Below are 18,422 nucleotides of genomic sequence, written 5' to 3' on the forward strand. Positions count from 1 at the left end.
AGAAATCTGCGCTTCAAAAGGGAGAGCAATGGGATCAAATCCATTTCCATTATTGATAAAAACCATACTTTCTAAAGTATTTGCTTCAAGATAAGGAGCGCTGATTAGCGAATTACCAAAAATATCACTCAGGCTAGATTGGGCATAATTTAGGAAAGTTTTCTTTTCTTCACCAACAAAGGACATGGCATTAGAGATACAAGAAAAGCCGCGCTCCGGAACAAGATCATTGAATTGATCATCATAATGGGCTTCAACAATATCGAGAATATTATCGTTATCGAAATCGTCAAAATAGACTTTTCGCGGATGGGCTGGCGAAAAATGATATTTTGTATTCACACCCCAGTTTGTGGCCACAATATCAAGTAATCCATCTTCGTTAAAATCTCCCGTGGCCACACCATTCCACCAGCCTTTAAAATTCGACAATCCCATATTGGCGGTAACATCTTTAAATTTTCCGTTGATGTTTTCAAGGATTGTTACCGGTCCCCATTCCATGGCCAGGATAAGATCGGGATCACCATCATTATCAATATCACTGAAAACAGATCCTGACACAAGACCGATTTCGGAAAAAAGAGACGAATTATTTGAACTAGCGACGAGTTTTCCATTTTGGTTAATATATAAAATTGATGATGCCGGTTTTGGATATTGGTTTGGAATAATCCGCCCGCCTACGAATACATCCAGATCGCCGTCCCCATCTACATCGGCTTGGGACATTGGACCCGCCATATGGGGCAAACTTTCAAACTCTCCTTTGGCTTTTCGGGAATAAGTAGAAATAAAGCTGGCTACCGGTTTATCCGATTCAAAATTGGTTTTGGCAGCCATTACACCATGGTTCCCATCACCATCTACGGTACTCAAAAGAGCTGTAAAATCTTGGTCCAAATTTTTCACGATAGAAAAAGGAACAAAGGAGTGGCCGTCCTTATTTTCAAAATGATCAAAAGATCCTCCTCGACCACCAGAAATAAAAATGTCTTCGTCCCCATCTTCATCTACATCCATCCATGCGACGCCGGGACCCAATTGACTAAAACGGTTTGGAAGCAAGCTTTGATTAGAAAAGTCATCAAAAGGATCTTCATGGTGGCTATGATCAAGGAGTTCGCTCACATCCGTAAAAATCGGCTCAACCAGTTTTTCGTCTACTGGAATCGGTACTGAATTAATTTGACGAATGGTATATAAATTATCAGCTTTCATTGAATCTAATGTTGTCATTGTACCATCTCGCCAACGGATTTCAACCGCCATGGATTGGTCACTCGCCGCAAAAACTTGGAGCGGATCATTAGCCGAAAGATAGTGCCCTCCGGAAATTACTTCCCGGGATTGCCTTACAGGGCCACCATTAAGGATGATTTTTGCACCAATTGCCTGTGAATTTGGTCGATTGCCTACCAATCGAATAGCCAATCGCTTTGCCGATGTATTATTTCTGAAAAGACCCAAGTTTTGGTTTAGGCGATTAATGACAATATCCAAATCACCATCATTATCCAAATCGGCAGAAGCCATACCGTGAGAAATATCTTTATCCAATCCCAATCCCCATCCATTAGGAATCGTTTCAAATTTGAGATTGCCCCGATTTCGGAAGGCAATATTCTTTAATTCTAAGGTAGGATAATTAAACATCATGCGTTTGAATTGATCAAAAGACCTTACATGGGCAAGCGCCTCTTTCTGTTTTTGGTTCGAGTCTGAATCTTGAACATCGTACATATGTCCGGTGGTAATTAGAACATCTTCAAACCCGTCCAAATCCACATCTATGAACATGCTAGCCCAGGACCATTCTGAAGCTTGTGTGTTGCTGAATTGAGATATTTCGCTAAAGGTATTGTCACCCCGATTGAGAAAAAGTGTATTATGCATATACTGGGGTCGGTCATCAATATCTCCAATAGATAATGGTGTCGGCGCCATGGTCCCCATTTGTGTTTTTTGCCGAATGTGAGATTGACTCATCATATCCGTAACAAAAAAATCTTGAAGCCCGTCATTATTCAAATCGGAAAAATCCACAGCCATGGACGAATTGCTGGTGTGTCGAAGGGCCAACTTTGGAAGGGCCCGAAATGTGCCGTCTCCGTTGTTGATCCAGGCTCGGTCGGGACTTTCAAAATCATTACAAATATATATATCAGGATGGGTATCATTATTGATATCACGGAACTGGGCCATGAGGCCCCAATCTCTTAAGTGTTCTTCAATAGATTGTCCGTTTTCATCAGTGAAGTGACTTTGGGTGATGTCTATTAATTTGAAATTGCCTTTACCATCGTTTAGATAAAATTGATCTACCTCCGCCATTTCAAAACGAAGTAGAATATTATTTCGGACTTCCGTTTCATATTCCTTATTAAACGGGGGCATGACGATCCAGCGATTGTTGGTCAATTCCATCAATGTATTATCAAAACTGATTACGGGTGGCGGTAGGGAATCACGCATAGCCAATCGTTTATAGTTAGTGATATAGAGGTCAAGGTCGCCATCGTTATCAACATCGGCTAAGGCAGAAGAGGTGCTACCGGGCCTATCCAAAAAAGAAGGTAAAATATTTTCAGTAAAGACGCCGTCACCATTATTAATAAATAAACTATTGGGGCCGCCCAATGCAGTGACGATTAAATCAAGATCACGATCGCCATCCACATCGGCAAAAGTTGCGCCAGTTGAATATCGGTCTTTGCATGCAACACCCGCCGTTGTGGTTGCATCTTCAAATTGCCAATCACCTTTGTTTATATAAAGGACATTGTGCTCCCGAATTCTGGGGATATAAATATCAATCCGTCCATCCCCATTTACATCGCCCAAGGCCACACCGGAGCCATGCATTAAATGTTGATTCTCAAGGATTTCCTGTTCGCCAATCCAGTTACCAGCAGTTACGCCTGTTTGGGATGGCGCCATTTCAGAAAATCCCGAATCTCCATTTCCAATTGGAACGGTTAATCTTTCAACTTTATAAACCTGCTCTTTTCCCCAACCCGGTTCATTTTGTTCACAGCCAATAATGAACAAGAACAAGATGATAACTGAAATTGATTTTTTCATAGCGGTGGCAAAATTACTGCCAAGCGTTCCATTGATTCTTTAGGAATCGGTTCGTTCAGTCCCTGTCATCGCAAGGACGATTTCGGTGCTTTCCCGGAATGAGGCGTGTTGCACGGTTGTGGCTTTATAAAAGTAGTAGAGTGTTAAAAAATAAAGTATATGGAACCACCATTCAGAAACTTTTCCGATAAAAAAGGCACCGTCAAGAATGACCATAGCCATAAATAAAAGAGTCACCGTCATAGTGGGTGGATAAAGTTTTCTTTTAATGGCAAACATTTGGGTATAAAGATCTCTTCCCATGTTTGGATGTGCTTCTAGGTATTCACGAATATTTACACCTGTTCCCACAAAAAAGAACATAACCAATGTTTGGGCGGCGATGAAAATGATACTGATAAGTAAATCCAGCGTAATATGATTTTGAGCCCAAAAATCAAAATAATGGTTTAGGCCGATTAGGACCAACCCAAAACCGGACACGGCAACCATGATGTAGGAGAGAATCATAAAAAACCACATAAAATCACCTATACGTTAAAGTGGAAATAAATACAGTCACCATCCTGCACGATATACTCTTTGCCTTGGAGTTGGGCCAAGCCCGCATCCTTGACACTTTTTTCTGATCCCAGGCGAACGAGGTCACCATATTTAATTATTTCAGCTTTGATAAATCCTTTTTGAAAATCGGTATGGATTTCACCTGCCGCTTCTGGCGCCGATGCGCCCTGTTTTATTGTCCACGCACGGACTTCAGTAGGCCCTCCTGTGAAATATGTTTCGAGTCCTAATAGGTTAAACCCGGCATGGATTAACTTATTCAATCCCGGCTCAAGAAGGTTGTATTCTTCAAGGAACATGGCTTTCCCGTCATCATCAAGGACAGCTATTTCCTGTTCAATCTTCCCACATAATCTGATGGCAAGGTTGTTTTCTTTTTTGGCAAAGTCGAATAAATCCTGCACGTGAGTATTTCTTTTGTCGTGGGTAATTTCATTTTCATCCACATTGGCTACATAAAGGATAGGTTTGCGTGTCAATAAAAATAATGCACGAATAAAAGGAAGTTCATCTTCTTCTGCGGTAAATGTTCGCGCCATATTGCCCGCATCACAATGTGTTTTTAAACGTGACACCACGTCAAGCTCTAGCTGAGCAGTCTTTTCTTTTTTTACCAGTTTTGATAAACGATAAACACTTTTTTCTAATGTATCTAAATCGGCTAGGAGTAGTTCTGTTTCAATCAGTTCTGCATCCCGTACAGGATCAACGCTTCCCTCAACATGAACCACATTATCATCTTCAAAACACCTAACCACATGGACGATTGCCGCTACTTGTCGAATTTGGCTTAAGAATTGGTTGCCGAGCCCTTCACCTTTACTGGCACCCCGGACGAGACCGGCAATATCTATAAATTCTACCGTTGCTGGTGTTACCTTTTCAGGTTTAAATATTTTGGTTAAATCCCCCAAACGATCATCAGGGAGCGCCACAATTCCCATGTGGGGTTCAATCGTACAAAAGGGGTAGTTTTCCGCCGGGACGGAAGAAGCAGTTAATGCGTTAAAAATGGTTGATTTACCAACATTGGGTAATCCAACGATGCCACACCGCAGTGCCATAAAATATCCTAATTAATATTGAGTTTAGTTTAAACAGATTTGTTTAAAAGGAGTCCAGAGCCGGGTCGCCGCCAAAATCATAGGTGAGATTATCAAACAGCCCAACTTGTAGATTTTTAGCGAAATAGATGATTCGATCTATGCCTGTACTTAACTCTCCGTCGGCCCAAACCATATATTTCCCACCGCGATTTATCAGCTTTTTAATATCAATCCTGTAGGTTACTTTTTCATGATAAGGACGAACTTGTCCTTTGAATTTGAGATCGCCGACGCCTAATGCACGGCCACGACCCTTGCCGCCAACCCAAGTTAAAAAGAACCCAACCAATTGCCACATTCCATCTAGCCCAAGACATCCGGGCATAACAGGGTCGCCTTTGAAATGGCAGTGAAAAAACCATAGATCATCTGTAACATCTAATTCTGCGATAATTTCACCTTTTCCATATTTTCCGCCATCATCAGAAATATGAACAATCCGGTCCATCATCAGCATTGGGGGGGCGGGAAGTTTTCCTTGATCCAGGCCAAAGAGTTTACCTAGACCACTATTAATTAAATCTTCTTTAGAAAAATTGTTTTTGCGCGACATTTATTGCTCCTATACAAGCCCCAAATTTACCTTGAAATAAGGAATTATTATGATAATGTTTTCTAACTAATTTTTTTGGCAAAAATACTTTCCTAAATTCAGGCTTTAATATTGGAGAAAAAAATGTCTAAATGGGTATTGTTATTAGGTGGCTCAACCGGTCACGGCGCCGCAACGGCCAAAAGATTGGCGAAAGATGGTTATGGTATTATTGCTTTTCACTTTGATCGTGGAGAAGCAAAAAAGATTGCTGAGGAAACCATTGCTGAAGTGAATAAAACAACAGGTGGCCGTTGCCATTATTTCAACACCAACGCCGCATCCGAAGAAACGATGGATAAATATATTCCTCAAATAAAAGAAATCACAGGTGGAGAGCCCGTGAAGCTTTTACTTCATTCCATCGCTTTTGGTACAACCACAAACTTTTTTGGCGAAAAACCGGTAACCCAACGACAAATGGATATGACAGTCCACGTAATGGGGAATGCCTTATTATACTGGACGCAAAAATTATTTGCAGAAAAATTGCTGGGAAAAGGTTCCCGCGTGATGGGGCTCACCAGCGAAGGTAATTATTTAGCCATGGAAGGATATGGGCCGGTGAGTGTTGCCAAGGTTGCCATGGAAGCAATCATTCGTCAAATCGGTTGGGAATTAGGAGTGCATGGAATTACGGCTAATGCCGTTCAGGCTGGCATTACGCCAACACGCGCTTTGACTAAAATTACTGAAAACTGGGAAGGCTGGATTGAAAGCACAAAAAGTAGAAATCCTATGCGACGAACAACCACTCCGGAAGATGTGGCCGGGACGATTTCTATGTTGTTAAAACCGGAAGCGGACTTTATCAACTGCTCCATCATTTATTGTGATGGAGGCGAGCACCGCTCTGGGGCGTTTTAGGAAGAAAGCGTTATTTTGATTACAATGATGATAGTTGGTCTGCCGTTAGGCAGGAAACGTATCGTTGCGAAGTAATTAACTAAGAACCGGAATCTTCAAGTGAGGCTCTTTGTTTTATAAGGGTAACTAAATCATGATGGTCTTTAGTGGGTTGCATCTGGAAACATGTTTCCGCTTCTTTCAATGCATAATTCCACCACCCTTTTTTGGTATACATGAGTGATAAATTATAATGGGCTTTACTGAGAGCCTGGAAATCTTCTCTTTTTAATTCTTTGTATGAATCGGGATAAAGACGGGTCACTTCACGAAACTCTAGGATGGCTTCTTCCACTAATCCTTTTTGGGCATACCATTTACCTAGCTTTAAATGGCGCTGTGGATCTTCTTTGCATCCACTCACAATGAATGCAATTGAAAGAATTAGGACTGTTTTGTTAAGACTAAACTTCATTTTAGAACCTTAAAATTGCGGTCTGTACCCTTAGAAATCCAAGTAAAACATTTAAGTATTTGCAGACAAATTAGAAGCGCGATGTGGATCCCGAACCAAGAAAATGATAATTAGCAGTCCGGCCAGCATACAGGCACCCAGCATTCGAAACAGAAAATCTAACCCAATAGTTTCGCTCATAAAACCGCTGGTAGTTATGGCAATTAAGACAAAAGGACTTAAAATAGTATCAATCAACGCCATGATCATTTTATTGTCCCCCGTCTCTCCGGCAAAATCAAAAACAATGGACATTGCAGCGGGCATAAAGGCACCTTGTGCTAGCCCTAAGAAAAAGAAAATGCCATAAACCCAAATCATTGATTGGGCCGAAAGGGCGACGCCCATGGCAATTGTATGGCACGCAAAACAGAATACCATGGCTACTTTATAGCCAATTCGATCACCGATTTGACCAGCAATGAGACTGCCAAGGCCAAAAGCAACCAACCGCGCCGCTGTGAGAAGCCCCGCTTCACTAATATCAAAATGAAACATTTCGCGGGAATAAACGGCATAAAGACTAATGGCAGGAAATTGTGCCGTTAAAAAAATCCGACTATAAATATATCGTCTAAAATTCTGGTTTGTTTTGAGTATTGTCTTTGCTTCATTAAAAAAATCGCCAATAGATCGCTTTTTGGGAGAAACATCTATATTTTTAGTTTTGAAACCAAGAAATGAAATGATACTAATAATTAAGGCGAAGAATAAAATAAGAAAGCCCCAACCAAAATTAGAAGGGAAAGGAATGGAACTGTCGAGCAATTTTTTTACCACAATTCCGCCAATGAAACCACCCATACTACTTCCAATAAAAGAAATCCCCAAGAATGTGCCGCGGTTTTTTCGTTTGGTCACATGTCTTAAAAAATTGGCCCAGATGGGGATGATAAAGCCAATGGCGATGGCATAAAAGATGAAACATCCATAATAGAATATCCATGCTTTTGGTCCCGTAGGGGCGAAAAAAGCGAAAACAAATCCAGCCAGAAAAATTGGAGGCAAAATAGTTAAATGCACTTTGATAGTGGCCGCTTTTACATTTTTCGTATTGCGGGCCATGATGGCGGAGATTAATTGAGGTGCTGAAATCAGGATGGCAAAGAGTCCGGCGATGGACCCAGCCACACTCACCGGTGCCCCCAACAAAGTCAAGAATAAAGGCAGGATTGTGGAGACATCATGGAAGGCAATGCCAAACCCAAAAAAGAATTCGTGGATAATGTTGAAGGTTAAATTATGACGGTGGTCACTGAGGCTGAGTTTGGCCAAGGCTATCTTCCCGTGTGAGTAAAACAATTGAGCCTAAAAGTAATGCTGCTCCAAACCATTGCGCGGTTGACATCATATTGCCACGGATAAACCAATCCATGCCAACGGCTGACAATGGCCAGAATAATTCATAAAGCGTCACGTGGGATGCGGGCAAATGGTTGAGTCCGTAATAATAAAAGAAGAGGGCCAATGAGCCGGTACTCACAACAATAAGGATTATGTATTTCCAGTGGGAAAAATTCATATCACCGATTGCTTCATATTGCCCCATAGAAATAAGGGCCAGCATGGTAACGGCCCCAGTGATTGTGAGGCGCAGGGACGTGACGGTTGTGAAGGATAATCGTTTAAGGGCATGCTTCCCTAATACGGTTGAACTGCCCCAACTGAAAGCTGCTAGCAGCGCCAACAGGGCTGCGATGATTGTTTTATCATCCCACTCACTCATAGAACTTGTGCCAAAAGTAACCAGATATCCGCCCACAAGGGCCGTAACTGCTAAGATCAAAAACTTGGATGTGATTTTCTCTTTCAGGATGACACCAGCTAGAGCAATGGCAAATATCGGTTGAAATTTTTGCAGGAGGACAACTACTGAAAGATCAATATAATTCACATAACTCAAGGCTTTGGTGTAGAAGAATGTGCCCAAAACCCCACCGCAGATGCTAATCCACAACACAGATATCCATCCCCGCTGGGCTAATGATGTCACCTCTTTCCAACCACGAATTAAAAGGGGTAAAAATAGGATTGCGCCTATCACATGCTCTAAAGAAACAATTAGGAAAGCAGGAAGAGAAAATAGGTTTTGCCGGAGGAATCCGTCAAAGCTCCAAAGTATGGCGGCCAAAATTACAGCAAGTGCGGGGGAGTACTTTTTCATCCGGCGAAATTACATATTATATAGAGGAGATTGGAAACCGTTAAAACAGTTTCTTCTTGAAATTGTCCACGAGCTCTAAATCAATTTCCAAAATATTAATTGAAAGAATAAATATAACATTCTTATATATCTCCCAATTTAAGCCTGCCCCCCAAAAGTTGAAAAATCTGCAATATCGATACTGAAAGAACTAATGGCCACCTCCCACATCTTATCAACGGGCATATTAAATATAAAATTCGGATTCGTTTCCTGGACAAGCCAATCGCCATTTTCAATTTCACGCTCCAACTGTCCACTGGTCCATCCCGCATGACCGAGTAAAAGGCGGTTTAATTTTGGTCCCTTTTTTGCCAATATATCTTCTAGGGTTTTTTTATGGCTTGAAATAAAAAAATCCTTAGAAATCTTAATCGAGTCCTTAAAATTATATTCACCACTATGCAGAACTATACCTCTTTCGACCAAAACTGGTCCGCCAAAATATACTTGTTCCACAGAATTGAGAATCTCATTTGAATCATCATAAAATGTTTCGAATAATTGTTTCAAAGTCGGATCCTTGAATGGTTTATTGACGATTAACCCCATGGCACCGTCCTTATCGTGTTCGCACATAAACAGAACTGAACGGTTAAAATAGGGATCCTGCATGTGCGGCATGGAAATGAGGATGTGATTTATAATCGAATTCATACCAAACGTTATGGAATTGTACGGGATAATGCCATAAAAAATAATTTTAATTCAGCAAATCGTTTTTTGAACAGGGGCAAATAAAGTTGTAAATTTGAGGCCGTCCAAAATCCAAGTAAAATTAAGCATAAAATATTCATGACAAAGCCAGCCGATAAAATTATCATTAAAGGTGCTCGCCAGCACAACCTCAAAAATATTGATGTTGAAATTGGTCGCAATCAATTGGTTGTGATTACCGGACTTTCCGGCTCCGGAAAATCTTCTTTAGCTTTCGATACGATTTACGCTGAAGGCCAGCGGCGCTATGTAGAGTCCCTATCCTCTTATGCCCGCCAGTTTTTGGGACTCATGGAAAAACCGGATATGGATTATATTGAAGGACTATCCCCTGCTATTTCTATAGAGCAGAAAGCTACGGCACGGAATCCAAGATCAACGGTTGGAACTGTAACAGAAATTCACGATTACCTACGTCTCCTTTACGCCCATATTGGTAAGCCCCATTGTTGGATTTGCGACCGGCCAATCCAGCGCCAGACAGTACAGCAGATAGTGGATACCATCGTCAAATTTGGCGATGGGGCACGAATCTATATTTTAGCGCCGGTGGTCCGTGGGCGCAAAGGTCAGCATAAAGGTGTTTTTGAGGAAGTGCGAAAAGAAGGCTTCCTGCGCGTCCGCGTGGATGGCATCATTCACACCATTGATGAAAAACTGAAACTTGAGAAAAACAAAAAACATTCCATTGAAGTGGTGGTGGACCGTCTTGTTTTGGAAGGTGATTTTAAAGAACGCCTGACCGAATCTGTTGAACTGTCCTTGAAAATCGGCTCCGGCTTAACCGTTGTTCATGAATTGCCGAAAACGGATCATTTATTCAGCGAACATTTTGCATGTCCCCATTGTGAAGTTTCTATGGAAGAACTTTCGCCCCGGATGTTTTCCTTCAATTCACCTTATGGTGCTTGCCCACATTGTGATGGCCTTGGGTCTCATATGGAAATCGATCCGGAATTGGTAGTTCCAGATAAAACGAAATCTCTGATCCAGGGAGCTATTACCCCATTGGGGGAACAGCCTCGAGGTAATTGGTATGGCAGTATTTTAAAAAGTCTTTCACACCATTATAAATTCAATTTTACCACACCTTGGTGTAAACTAGATCGAGGTATCCGGGAAATGTTATTGAACGGTTCTGGTTCAACAAAATTAAAAATGGAATATTCTTCGGAGCGCTGGAGCGGTACTTATACCGGTGGTTGGGAAGGTACAATCCCGAACTTAATGCGGCGCTATAAACAGACCAAATCCAACCATATTCGTGATTGGATTGAGCAATTTATGAGGATGCGTCCCTGCCCAAAATGTAATGGTTCCCGGTTGAAAGAAGAATCACGGGCGGTGACGATTGGGAATATTAGTTTGGGCGAGTTGTCTGCTTATTCAATTAAAAATACAAAAGAAATATTTGGGTCACTTGAATTGGGAAAAACAGACGCTTTAATTGCCCACCAGATTCTAAAGGAAGTCCAAGAGCGTTTAAGTTTCTTAATTGATGTGGGGTTAGATTATTTGACCTTGGATCGTTCGGCTGCCACCCTTTCCGGCGGAGAAGCACAACGGATTCGATTGGCCACGCAAATCGGCAGTCAATTGGTGGGTGTCTTATACATTTTAGATGAACCATCCATCGGCCTCCACCCTCGTGATAATGGACGGCTTTTGAATTCATTAAAAAAATTAAGAGATTTGGGGAATTCTATAATCGTGGTTGAACATGATAAGGAAACCATGGAATCAGCAGACCAGCTTATTGATTTGGGTCCTGGGGCTGGAGAGCATGGTGGTGAAGTTATTTTTTCCGGTCCGCCACAGAAAATTTTGACCGCAAAAAAATCAGTTACAGGCCAATATCTTTCCGGGAAAAAAGCAATCCCTGTTCCCCAGGAAAGACGCAAAGGGAATGGGAAACAATTGACTGTTGTTGGCGCCACTGGGAATAATTTAAAAAATATTGAAGTATCTTTTCCTTTGGGAAAAATGATTGTTGTCACCGGTGTGAGCGGTTCCGGGAAAAGCACCCTTTTAAATGAAACTGTTTTTTCTGTCCTATCCAAAGAGCTTAATGGCGCCCGGGCATACCCCTTGCCTCATGAGTCTGTGAAAGGGTTGGAATATCTAGATAAAGTAATTGAAATAGATCAAAAGCCAATTGGCCGAACCCCTCGATCAAACCCGGCTACATATACCGGTGTATTTACCTTTATTCGTGATTTGTTTGCCCAACTCCCTGAATCAAAGATACGCGGCTATAAACCGGGGCGGTTTTCTTTTAATGTAAAAGGCGGCCGCTGTGAATCCTGCGAAGGTGACGGTATTATAAAAATTGAAATGAATTTTCTGCCTGATGTTTATGTCACTTGTGAAGTTTGCAAAGGAGCCCGTTATAATCGAGAGACGCTAGAAATAAAATATAAGGGTAAAAATATTGCTGATGTGCTTAGCCTCTCTGTTGAAGAAGCAACGGACTTCTTTAAAAACATCCCCCAAGTAATGAGAAAGCTCGTTACCTTGAATGATGTTGGCCTAGGATACATCCGCCTTGGGCAGCAGGCCACAACTTTATCCGGCGGTGAAGCACAGCGAATAAAATTGGCCACTGAATTATCCCGTGCATCTAAAGACAGAACATTTTACATCTTGGACGAACCGACTACAGGACTCCATTTTGAAGACGTCAATTTGTTGCTGGCCGTTCTCCAAAGATTGGTTGATAACGGGCATACTGTTGTTGTTATTGAACATAACTTGGATGTAATTAAATGTGCCGATTGGATTGTGGATCTGGGGCCTGAAGGCGGCGAAGAGGGGGGCAAACTTATTTTTTCCGGCACCCCGGAAGAATTGGCACGACATAAAGGTTCTTATACGGGATCCTTTTTGAAAAACACATTGAATGGGAAATTGAGTAAAGCATGAAATCACCACAAGAACTGAAACAATTTTATCCCCATTGGGAAGTAACCAAAGATTTAATTGACCAATGTATTGATATAATGCTGAATTTACGCCAAAGTGGCCATCCCGGTGGGTCGCGCTCTAAGGTACACGGCATGGTTACCACCCTTCTTTCCGGCGCCATGCGCTGGGATATCCGCGATGCAGGAAAGCGCTTCAGCGATCGTTATGTATTGGTGGCCGGCCATGCTAATCCCGTGGTGTATGCAACGTTAGCTGTATTGAATGAGGCGTTGCGAATTAAGTATCGTCAAACCGGCGATGCCAAATATCAGCATTTTAAAGGAGAAAATTTTCAATTGGTTTGGGAAGATTTACTGACACTCCGCAGAAATGGTGGGTTGCCTGGCCATGCAGAAATGGAAGGGAAAACGCTTTTTTTTAAATTTAACACAGGCCCTAGCGGCCATGGATCACCTGCGGCGGCAGGCGAAGCATTGGCGTTAAAATTGGCTAAAGTTTCTGAGGTGAAAGTTTTTGCTTTTGAAGGTGAAGGCGGATTCACCGCTGGCGCTTCTCATGAAACAATAAACTCTGCATGGGGATTGGGGTTGGGCAATTTGGTTTACTTTATGGATTGGAATGATTTCGGGATTGATGCTCGCCCTTTTAGTTCCATTATGTATGGTGGTCCTGAAGACTGGTTTGGTTCACATGGATGGCATGTTGAAGGGACTTTGAATGGTGAAAATTGGGGCGATTTGACAGAAGCTTATCACCGATTACTGGTTGAAAATGCAGACCCCAATATTCCGAAAATTATTTATGGTCAAACAAGAAAGGGGCGGGGATATTACAAGTATGACTATGCCAGCCACGGTGCCGCCCATAAGCGGAATTCAGATTTATTTTGGCAAACCAAACAGGATTTTGCGGAAAAATATAATATAGATTTTGATAATTTTGGCTCGGTGGCACATGAATCCTGGGATGGACAAGTGGATCAAGCGCGGACATTATTTAACAATGCTTTTTCGGTGTTGGAATCGAACCAAGCATTAGTGGATTATTTAGCGAATACGCTCACATCAGTGGGCGATTCAGTACCGGAAAAAATTGATGAGTGTAAAATTACTGTTAAAAATCCCGCAAATGACAAATCATTATTTGATGTAAAAAGCCTTCCGGATGATTTGTTTGTAGCGCCGGGAGACAAGGCTCCCAACCGAGTGGGTTTTTCTAAATACGCCAGTTATATTAATTCAAGATCTATTGAAAAATATGGTCGCCCATTAGTGATTGCCATGAGTGCAGATTTAGCTGATTCAACCAATATTTCCGGTTTTGCCAAAGGATATAACGGTTTGCCTGATTTAGGGATGTACGATAAAGTTACCAATACAGAAAGTCCTCTCATGCCCCAGGGGATTACAGAATTTACCAATTCAGGGATGCTTGCAGGGTTGGCCACGGTTAACCTGAATGAAGATTCTTATGAAGAATTCAATGGATTTTTTGGCGCAATGAGCACCTATGGTTCCTTTAGTTATTTGAAATATGGTCCCATGAGATTATTTAGTCAAGTGGCCCAAGATTCAAACTTGAAAGTGGGAAAAATTATTTGGGTGGCTGGGCACTCCGGCCCCGAAACAGCAGAAGACAGCCGCACCCATTTTGGCATATTCTCTCCCGGCGTGACGCAACTTTTGCCCGATGGTCATATTATTAATATTCATCCTTGGGAGCATAACGAAGTGGCTCCTGCCTTGGCGGCGGCATTAGCCACCGATATACCCATTGTTGCTGTTCATCTGACGCGGCCGCCAGTTGAAATTCCTGACCGTAAATCTTTGGGGATGGCTTCTTACATGGATGCAGCAAAGGGCGCATATATCATTAAAGATTATGATGAATTGAAACCTAAAGAAGGTCTTGTAATCATTCGCGGTACAAGCAGTACCAATTCCTTGATAAAAATATTACCGAAGATTAAATTAGGAGGCCCTAATGTAAAAATTGTTGCTTCAATTTCATGGGAACTATTCCAGCGCCAATCAGAAGATTATCGCCAGAGAATTATTGCCGACCAAGAGTGGATGGATGCAATGATTATTACTAATGGCGCAAGGCGACTGATGCATAAATGGATTGCCAACCGTGTTGTGGAAGAATATAGCATGAGTCCTGATTTTGATAATCGCTGGCGAACCGGCGGTTCATTGGATGAAATTATCGCCGAATCGCAATTGGATCCTGATAGTATTTGGGATGGTATTAAGAAATTTGCAGATGACAGAGATAAGCGTTTGGCTTCAATTCGGGAGTCTATTCCTGAATAAATCACAAAAATTTGACGACCCCCCCCTCATTTTTGTATCTTCCAACCTCGGAAATGCATACTTTATTTCTATTTGAGCCAACAAATGACTGAAATCCATATAACTGACCCACAGCCTTTCGAAGATGATCTTGTGGTTGAGAAGTCCCTTCGACCCAGTTCCATGGATGAATTTATTGGACAAAAAGATGTAGTGGATAGTCTTAAACTATACATTGAAGCGGCGAATAAACGGAATGAAGCTTTAGATCATGTTCTTTTATTTGGTCCCCCTGGGCTGGGAAAAACAACCTTATCAAATATTGTTGCTTCAGAATTAGGTGTCAGTGTAAAACAAACTTCGGGACCTGTATTAGAAAGGGCCGGAGATCTTGCCGGCGTTCTCACGAATCTTCAGGGTAGGGATGTTTTTTTTGTAGATGAAATTCACCGCCTCAATTCAGTGGTAGAAGAGTATCTTTATTCCGCCATGGAAGATTACCGAATTGAAATTATGATTGATAAAGGCCCTAGTGCTCGCAGCGTTCAGTTAAGCATTGAACCCTTTACTTTGGTAGGAGCAACAACCCGACTTGGAAATTTAACTTCTCCATTACGAGACCGATTTGGTGTGATACTTCGTGTAGATTTTTATGATGCCAAGGATTTATTCCTTATCGTTAGTCGGTCGGCAGATATTCTAGAAGTAGAAATTGAAGATGAAGGTGCGATGGAAATCGCTCGGCGATCTAGGGGAACCCCTCGGATTGCGAACCGTATTTTAAGACGAACGAGAGATTATGCCCAAGTAAAGGCAGATGGGAAAATTAACAAAGCAGTGGCAAAAGCTTCGTTGCTGTCTCTGGGGATTGACGAGTTTGGGCTTGACGAAATGGACCGCAGTATTTTGGCAGCACTGATAGACAAATTCAATGGCGGCCCCGTTGGTGTGAATTCACTATCCGTGGCAGTGAGCGAGGATGCGGCAACCATTGAAGATGTATATGAGCCCTATTTAATTAAAGAAGGATTTATCCAGCGGACCAATCGTGGTCGCATTGCTCAAAAGCAGGCTTACGCACTATTGGGTAGAACAATTACAGAAAAACAACAAAGGTTATTCGAATGATTCAAAAAAAGAAAAAATGGAAACTGGCGGATTTTGATTATCCATTGCCAGAAAAATATATTGCCCAATATCCCGCCAAAAGAAGAGATTTGGCTAAAATGATGGTAATTCATCGCGATACGGGTGAGATTGAGCATAAAATATTTTCAAATCTCCCAGAATATTTGCGGCGGAACGATTTGGTAATTACCAATAATACAAAAGTGTTCCCGGCCCGGCTTTATGCCAGCAAAGATAAAACTGAAGCAAAAGTAGAAGTATTTTTACTTAGGGAATTGGAAAACGATTTGTGGGAAGTTATGGTTCGTCCGGCGCGTAAAGTGCGGATTGGTAATAAACTCATGTTTACCAAAAATGTCTATTGCGATGTGATTGACAATACCATATCCGGTGGCCGTGTTGTTCGCTTTGAATATGAAGGTGAAGATATTTATGATGTGATTGACCGTGTGGGGATTTCACCCTTGCCGCCCTATATTACACGTGAATCAGAGCCAAAAGATAAAATTCGTTATCAAACGGTTTTTGCTGAAAAACGTGGTGCCGTAGCAGCTCCCACAGCAGGTCTTCATTTTACCGAAGGATTAATAAAACGCATCCATGATAAAGGGGCCAAAACGGCCCACACGACATTGCATATTGGGTTGGGGACATTTCGCCCTGTGCAGGTTGAGGATTTGAATCGTCATCAGATGGATTCAGAATATTTTGAAGTAAATCCTGCAACCGCATTGTCTATCAATGAAACAAAGAAAAAACGCCGGCGTGTGTTTGCAGTAGGAACTTCTACTGTGAGATCTTTGGAAACAGTGGCTGTCTCCGGATTTCAGGTTTCTCCCAAGCGCGGTTGGACGGACAAATTTATTTATCCACCTTATGATTTTAAAATGGTGGATGCCATGATTACCAACTTTCATCAGCCCAAAAGTACATTGTTGATGATGGTATCTGCATTTGCAAATCGAGATCTGATTATGAAAGCCTATCGCGAAGCGAAGAAAAACGATTATCGTTTCTTGAGCTATGGCGACGCCATGTTGATTCTTTAATCAGAAATTCGGGAAGTAATATAATGAATATATCTGCCGTAATTCCGGCAGCAGGGAGCGGTGAACGTTTCGGCGGTAAGAAACAGCTAAAAACATTGGGGAATCGTCCTCTATTGTTTCATACGCTGCGCCCTTTCATAGATTCTGAATTGATTAATGAAATCGTCGTCGTCGTTCCAAAAGAAGATGTAAATCAGCTTGATCGTGAGTTAAAATCCACAGTATCTGCTAAGCCCGTGAAAGTGGTCGCCGGAGGGAAGACACGTCAGGTTTCTGTTCATAATGGGTTGGCCGCAACTGATGAATCATCTGAACTCATTTGCGTCCATGATGCGGTACGTCCATTCGTGACAATTGAATTAATTGAAAAAGCAGTGAAAGCCTGTAGCGATCACGATGGTGTAATCGTAGCCCAACCTTCCACTGATACAGTCAAAAAAGTTATGGAAGATCAAATTCTGGAAACATTACCTAGAGAGACGATATGGCGGGCTCAAACGCCGCAAGTATTTTCTAAGCTGGCCCTGCGAGAAGCGTTAGAATTGGCGGAAGCTGAAGATATCCAAGGAACTGATGAAGCATCGCTTCTAGAGCGGATTGGTTACCAAGTGGGTTTTGTGGAAGGGTCTTCCTTGAATATTAAAATTACTACTGAAGAAGATTGGGTTTTCGCTGAAGCGATTTATAATAAACTAAACGAAAATTAATTGTCATCGCGAACCCCGCGTAGTTGCGGGGTGTGGCGATCCCCCTAGTTATAGCAGATGGGATTGCTTCGTTGTCCCGCATTTAAGCCGAACGCCTCGCAATGACTGATAACGATATGATTAAAACAGGCATAGGATACGACGTACATCAATTGGCCGAAGGTGAAAAACTGATCCTCGGCGGGGTAGAAATTCCCAGCGAAATTGGCGCTGTTGGCCATTCTGATGGCGATGCGTTAATTCACGCCATTGTTGATGCGTTGCTCGGTGCTGCCAATCTTGGTGATATTGGAAAACTCTTCCCCAGCGAAGATGACCAATGGAAAGATGCGGACAGCCTTCATTTTCTTAATGTAGCAGGTGAAAAATTGAGAAATGCCGGATTTAAGATCAATCATATCGATTCAGTCATTATACTCCAGAAACCCAAATTGGCGGGCTTCATCCCCGAGATGAAATATAAAATTGCATATACCCTGCAGTTGGATGAAGCGCAGGTTTCTGTGAAAGCAACCACAACGGACCATCTTGGATATATCGGTGAAGGCAAGGGCATTGCTGCCCAGGCAATAGCAACGATAGCTAAAGTTTAATCATGGGCATACATTGCCCCTCATTCTCCAAAGTTAATATCGGCCTGAAGGTTTTAAACCAACGGGATGACGGATACCATGATATATATACGGTATTCCA

The 18,422-nt window shown here is 42.1% G+C and carries 15 protein-coding genes; 7 read left to right on the forward strand and 8 right to left on the reverse strand.

The window, feature by feature from the left end; genetic code table 11:
• The 4 genes from HN459_01905 to fabA form a co-directional block, all read right to left on the reverse strand.
• Positions 1-3,084 (reverse strand): VCBS repeat-containing protein (locus tag HN459_01905; protein MBT3478194.1); only part of this gene is annotated, 3,084 nt, incomplete at its 3' end.
• Positions 3,085-3,123: 39 nt separating this feature from the next.
• Positions 3,124-3,606 carry a hypothetical protein gene (locus tag HN459_01910; protein ID MBT3478195.1) on the reverse strand — a complete coding sequence of 161 codons (483 nt, stop codon included), beginning with the start codon at positions 3,604-3,606 and terminating at the stop codon, positions 3,124-3,126.
• A gap of 8 nt (positions 3,607-3,614) precedes the next feature.
• The gene (gene ychF, locus HN459_01915; protein ID MBT3478196.1) at positions 3,615-4,712 is read right to left on the reverse strand and encodes a redox-regulated ATPase YchF; all 1,098 of its coding nucleotides are present in this window, start codon (positions 4,710-4,712) and stop codon (positions 3,615-3,617) included.
• A 43-nt stretch (positions 4,713-4,755) separates the two neighbouring features.
• Complete coding sequence (gene fabA / locus HN459_01920; protein ID MBT3478197.1) at positions 4,756-5,307, reverse strand: bifunctional 3-hydroxydecanoyl-ACP dehydratase/trans-2-decenoyl-ACP isomerase; 552 nt, start codon at positions 5,305-5,307, stop codon at positions 4,756-4,758.
• A 123-nt stretch (positions 5,308-5,430) separates the two neighbouring features.
• Here fabA and HN459_01925 point away from each other — a divergent pair, with 123 nt between their 5' ends.
• The gene (locus HN459_01925; protein ID MBT3478198.1) at positions 5,431-6,213 is read left to right on the forward strand and encodes an SDR family oxidoreductase; all 783 of its coding nucleotides are present in this window, start codon (positions 5,431-5,433) and stop codon (positions 6,211-6,213) included.
• Between the two features lie 79 nt (positions 6,214-6,292).
• Here the strand turns inward: HN459_01925 and HN459_01930 are convergent, their stop codons facing one another.
• The 4 genes from HN459_01930 to HN459_01945 all read right to left on the reverse strand — a co-directional run bounded on the left by HN459_01930 (position 6,293) and on the right by HN459_01945 (position 9,566).
• Complete coding sequence (locus HN459_01930) at positions 6,293-6,667, reverse strand: hypothetical protein (GenBank protein MBT3478199.1); 375 nt, start codon at positions 6,665-6,667, stop codon at positions 6,293-6,295.
• Positions 6,668-6,718: 51 nt separating this feature from the next.
• Positions 6,719-7,981, reverse strand: a complete 1,263-nt coding sequence (locus tag HN459_01935) for an MFS transporter (protein ID MBT3478200.1) — start codon at positions 7,979-7,981, stop codon at positions 6,719-6,721.
• Complete coding sequence (locus tag HN459_01940; protein ID MBT3478201.1) at positions 7,959-8,870, reverse strand: DMT family transporter; 912 nt, start codon at positions 8,868-8,870, stop codon at positions 7,959-7,961. Before HN459_01940 ends, HN459_01935 begins: the two co-directional genes overlap by 23 nt.
• Positions 8,871-9,008: 138 nt before the next feature.
• Positions 9,009-9,566: a YqgE/AlgH family protein gene (locus HN459_01945; protein MBT3478202.1), complete on the reverse strand. Its 558-nt coding sequence runs from the start codon at positions 9,564-9,566 to the stop codon at positions 9,009-9,011.
• A 138-nt stretch (positions 9,567-9,704) separates the two neighbouring features.
• Between HN459_01945 and uvrA the strand changes: the two genes are divergently transcribed.
• From uvrA to HN459_01975, 6 genes are all read left to right on the forward strand, one after another.
• On the forward strand, positions 9,705-12,548 hold the full coding sequence (gene uvrA / locus HN459_01950) for an excinuclease ABC subunit UvrA (protein ID MBT3478203.1): 2,844 nt from the start codon (positions 9,705-9,707) through the stop codon (positions 12,546-12,548).
• Positions 12,549-12,562: 14 nt separating this feature from the next.
• Entirely contained in the window at positions 12,563-14,866 is a 2,304-nt protein-coding gene (locus tag HN459_01955; protein ID MBT3478204.1) for a transketolase, read from the forward strand.
• An 84-nt stretch (positions 14,867-14,950) separates the two neighbouring features.
• Positions 14,951-15,973 (forward strand): Holliday junction branch migration DNA helicase RuvB, encoded by a 1,023-nt coding sequence (gene ruvB, locus HN459_01960; GenBank protein MBT3478205.1) that lies wholly within the window; start codon positions 14,951-14,953, stop codon positions 15,971-15,973.
• On the forward strand, positions 15,970-17,022 hold the full coding sequence (gene queA / locus HN459_01965) for a tRNA preQ1(34) S-adenosylmethionine ribosyltransferase-isomerase QueA (GenBank protein ID MBT3478206.1): 1,053 nt from the start codon (positions 15,970-15,972) through the stop codon (positions 17,020-17,022). The genes ruvB and queA overlap by 4 nt, the downstream gene beginning before the upstream one ends.
• Positions 17,023-17,045: 23 nt before the next feature.
• Positions 17,046-17,729 carry a 2-C-methyl-D-erythritol 4-phosphate cytidylyltransferase gene (gene ispD, locus HN459_01970; GenBank protein ID MBT3478207.1) on the forward strand — a complete coding sequence of 228 codons (684 nt, stop codon included), beginning with the start codon at positions 17,046-17,048 and terminating at the stop codon, positions 17,727-17,729.
• A 116-nt stretch (positions 17,730-17,845) separates the two neighbouring features.
• A complete protein-coding gene (locus HN459_01975) occupies positions 17,846-18,322 on the forward strand; it encodes a 2-C-methyl-D-erythritol 2,4-cyclodiphosphate synthase (protein ID MBT3478208.1) in 477 nt (158 codons plus the stop codon).
• The last annotated feature ends 100 nt before the right edge of the window (positions 18,323-18,422 follow it).

Source organism: Candidatus Neomarinimicrobiota bacterium, from assembly GCA_018647265.1.
Lineage (GTDB): Bacteria > Fidelibacterota > Marinisomatia > Marinisomatales > TCS55 > TCS55.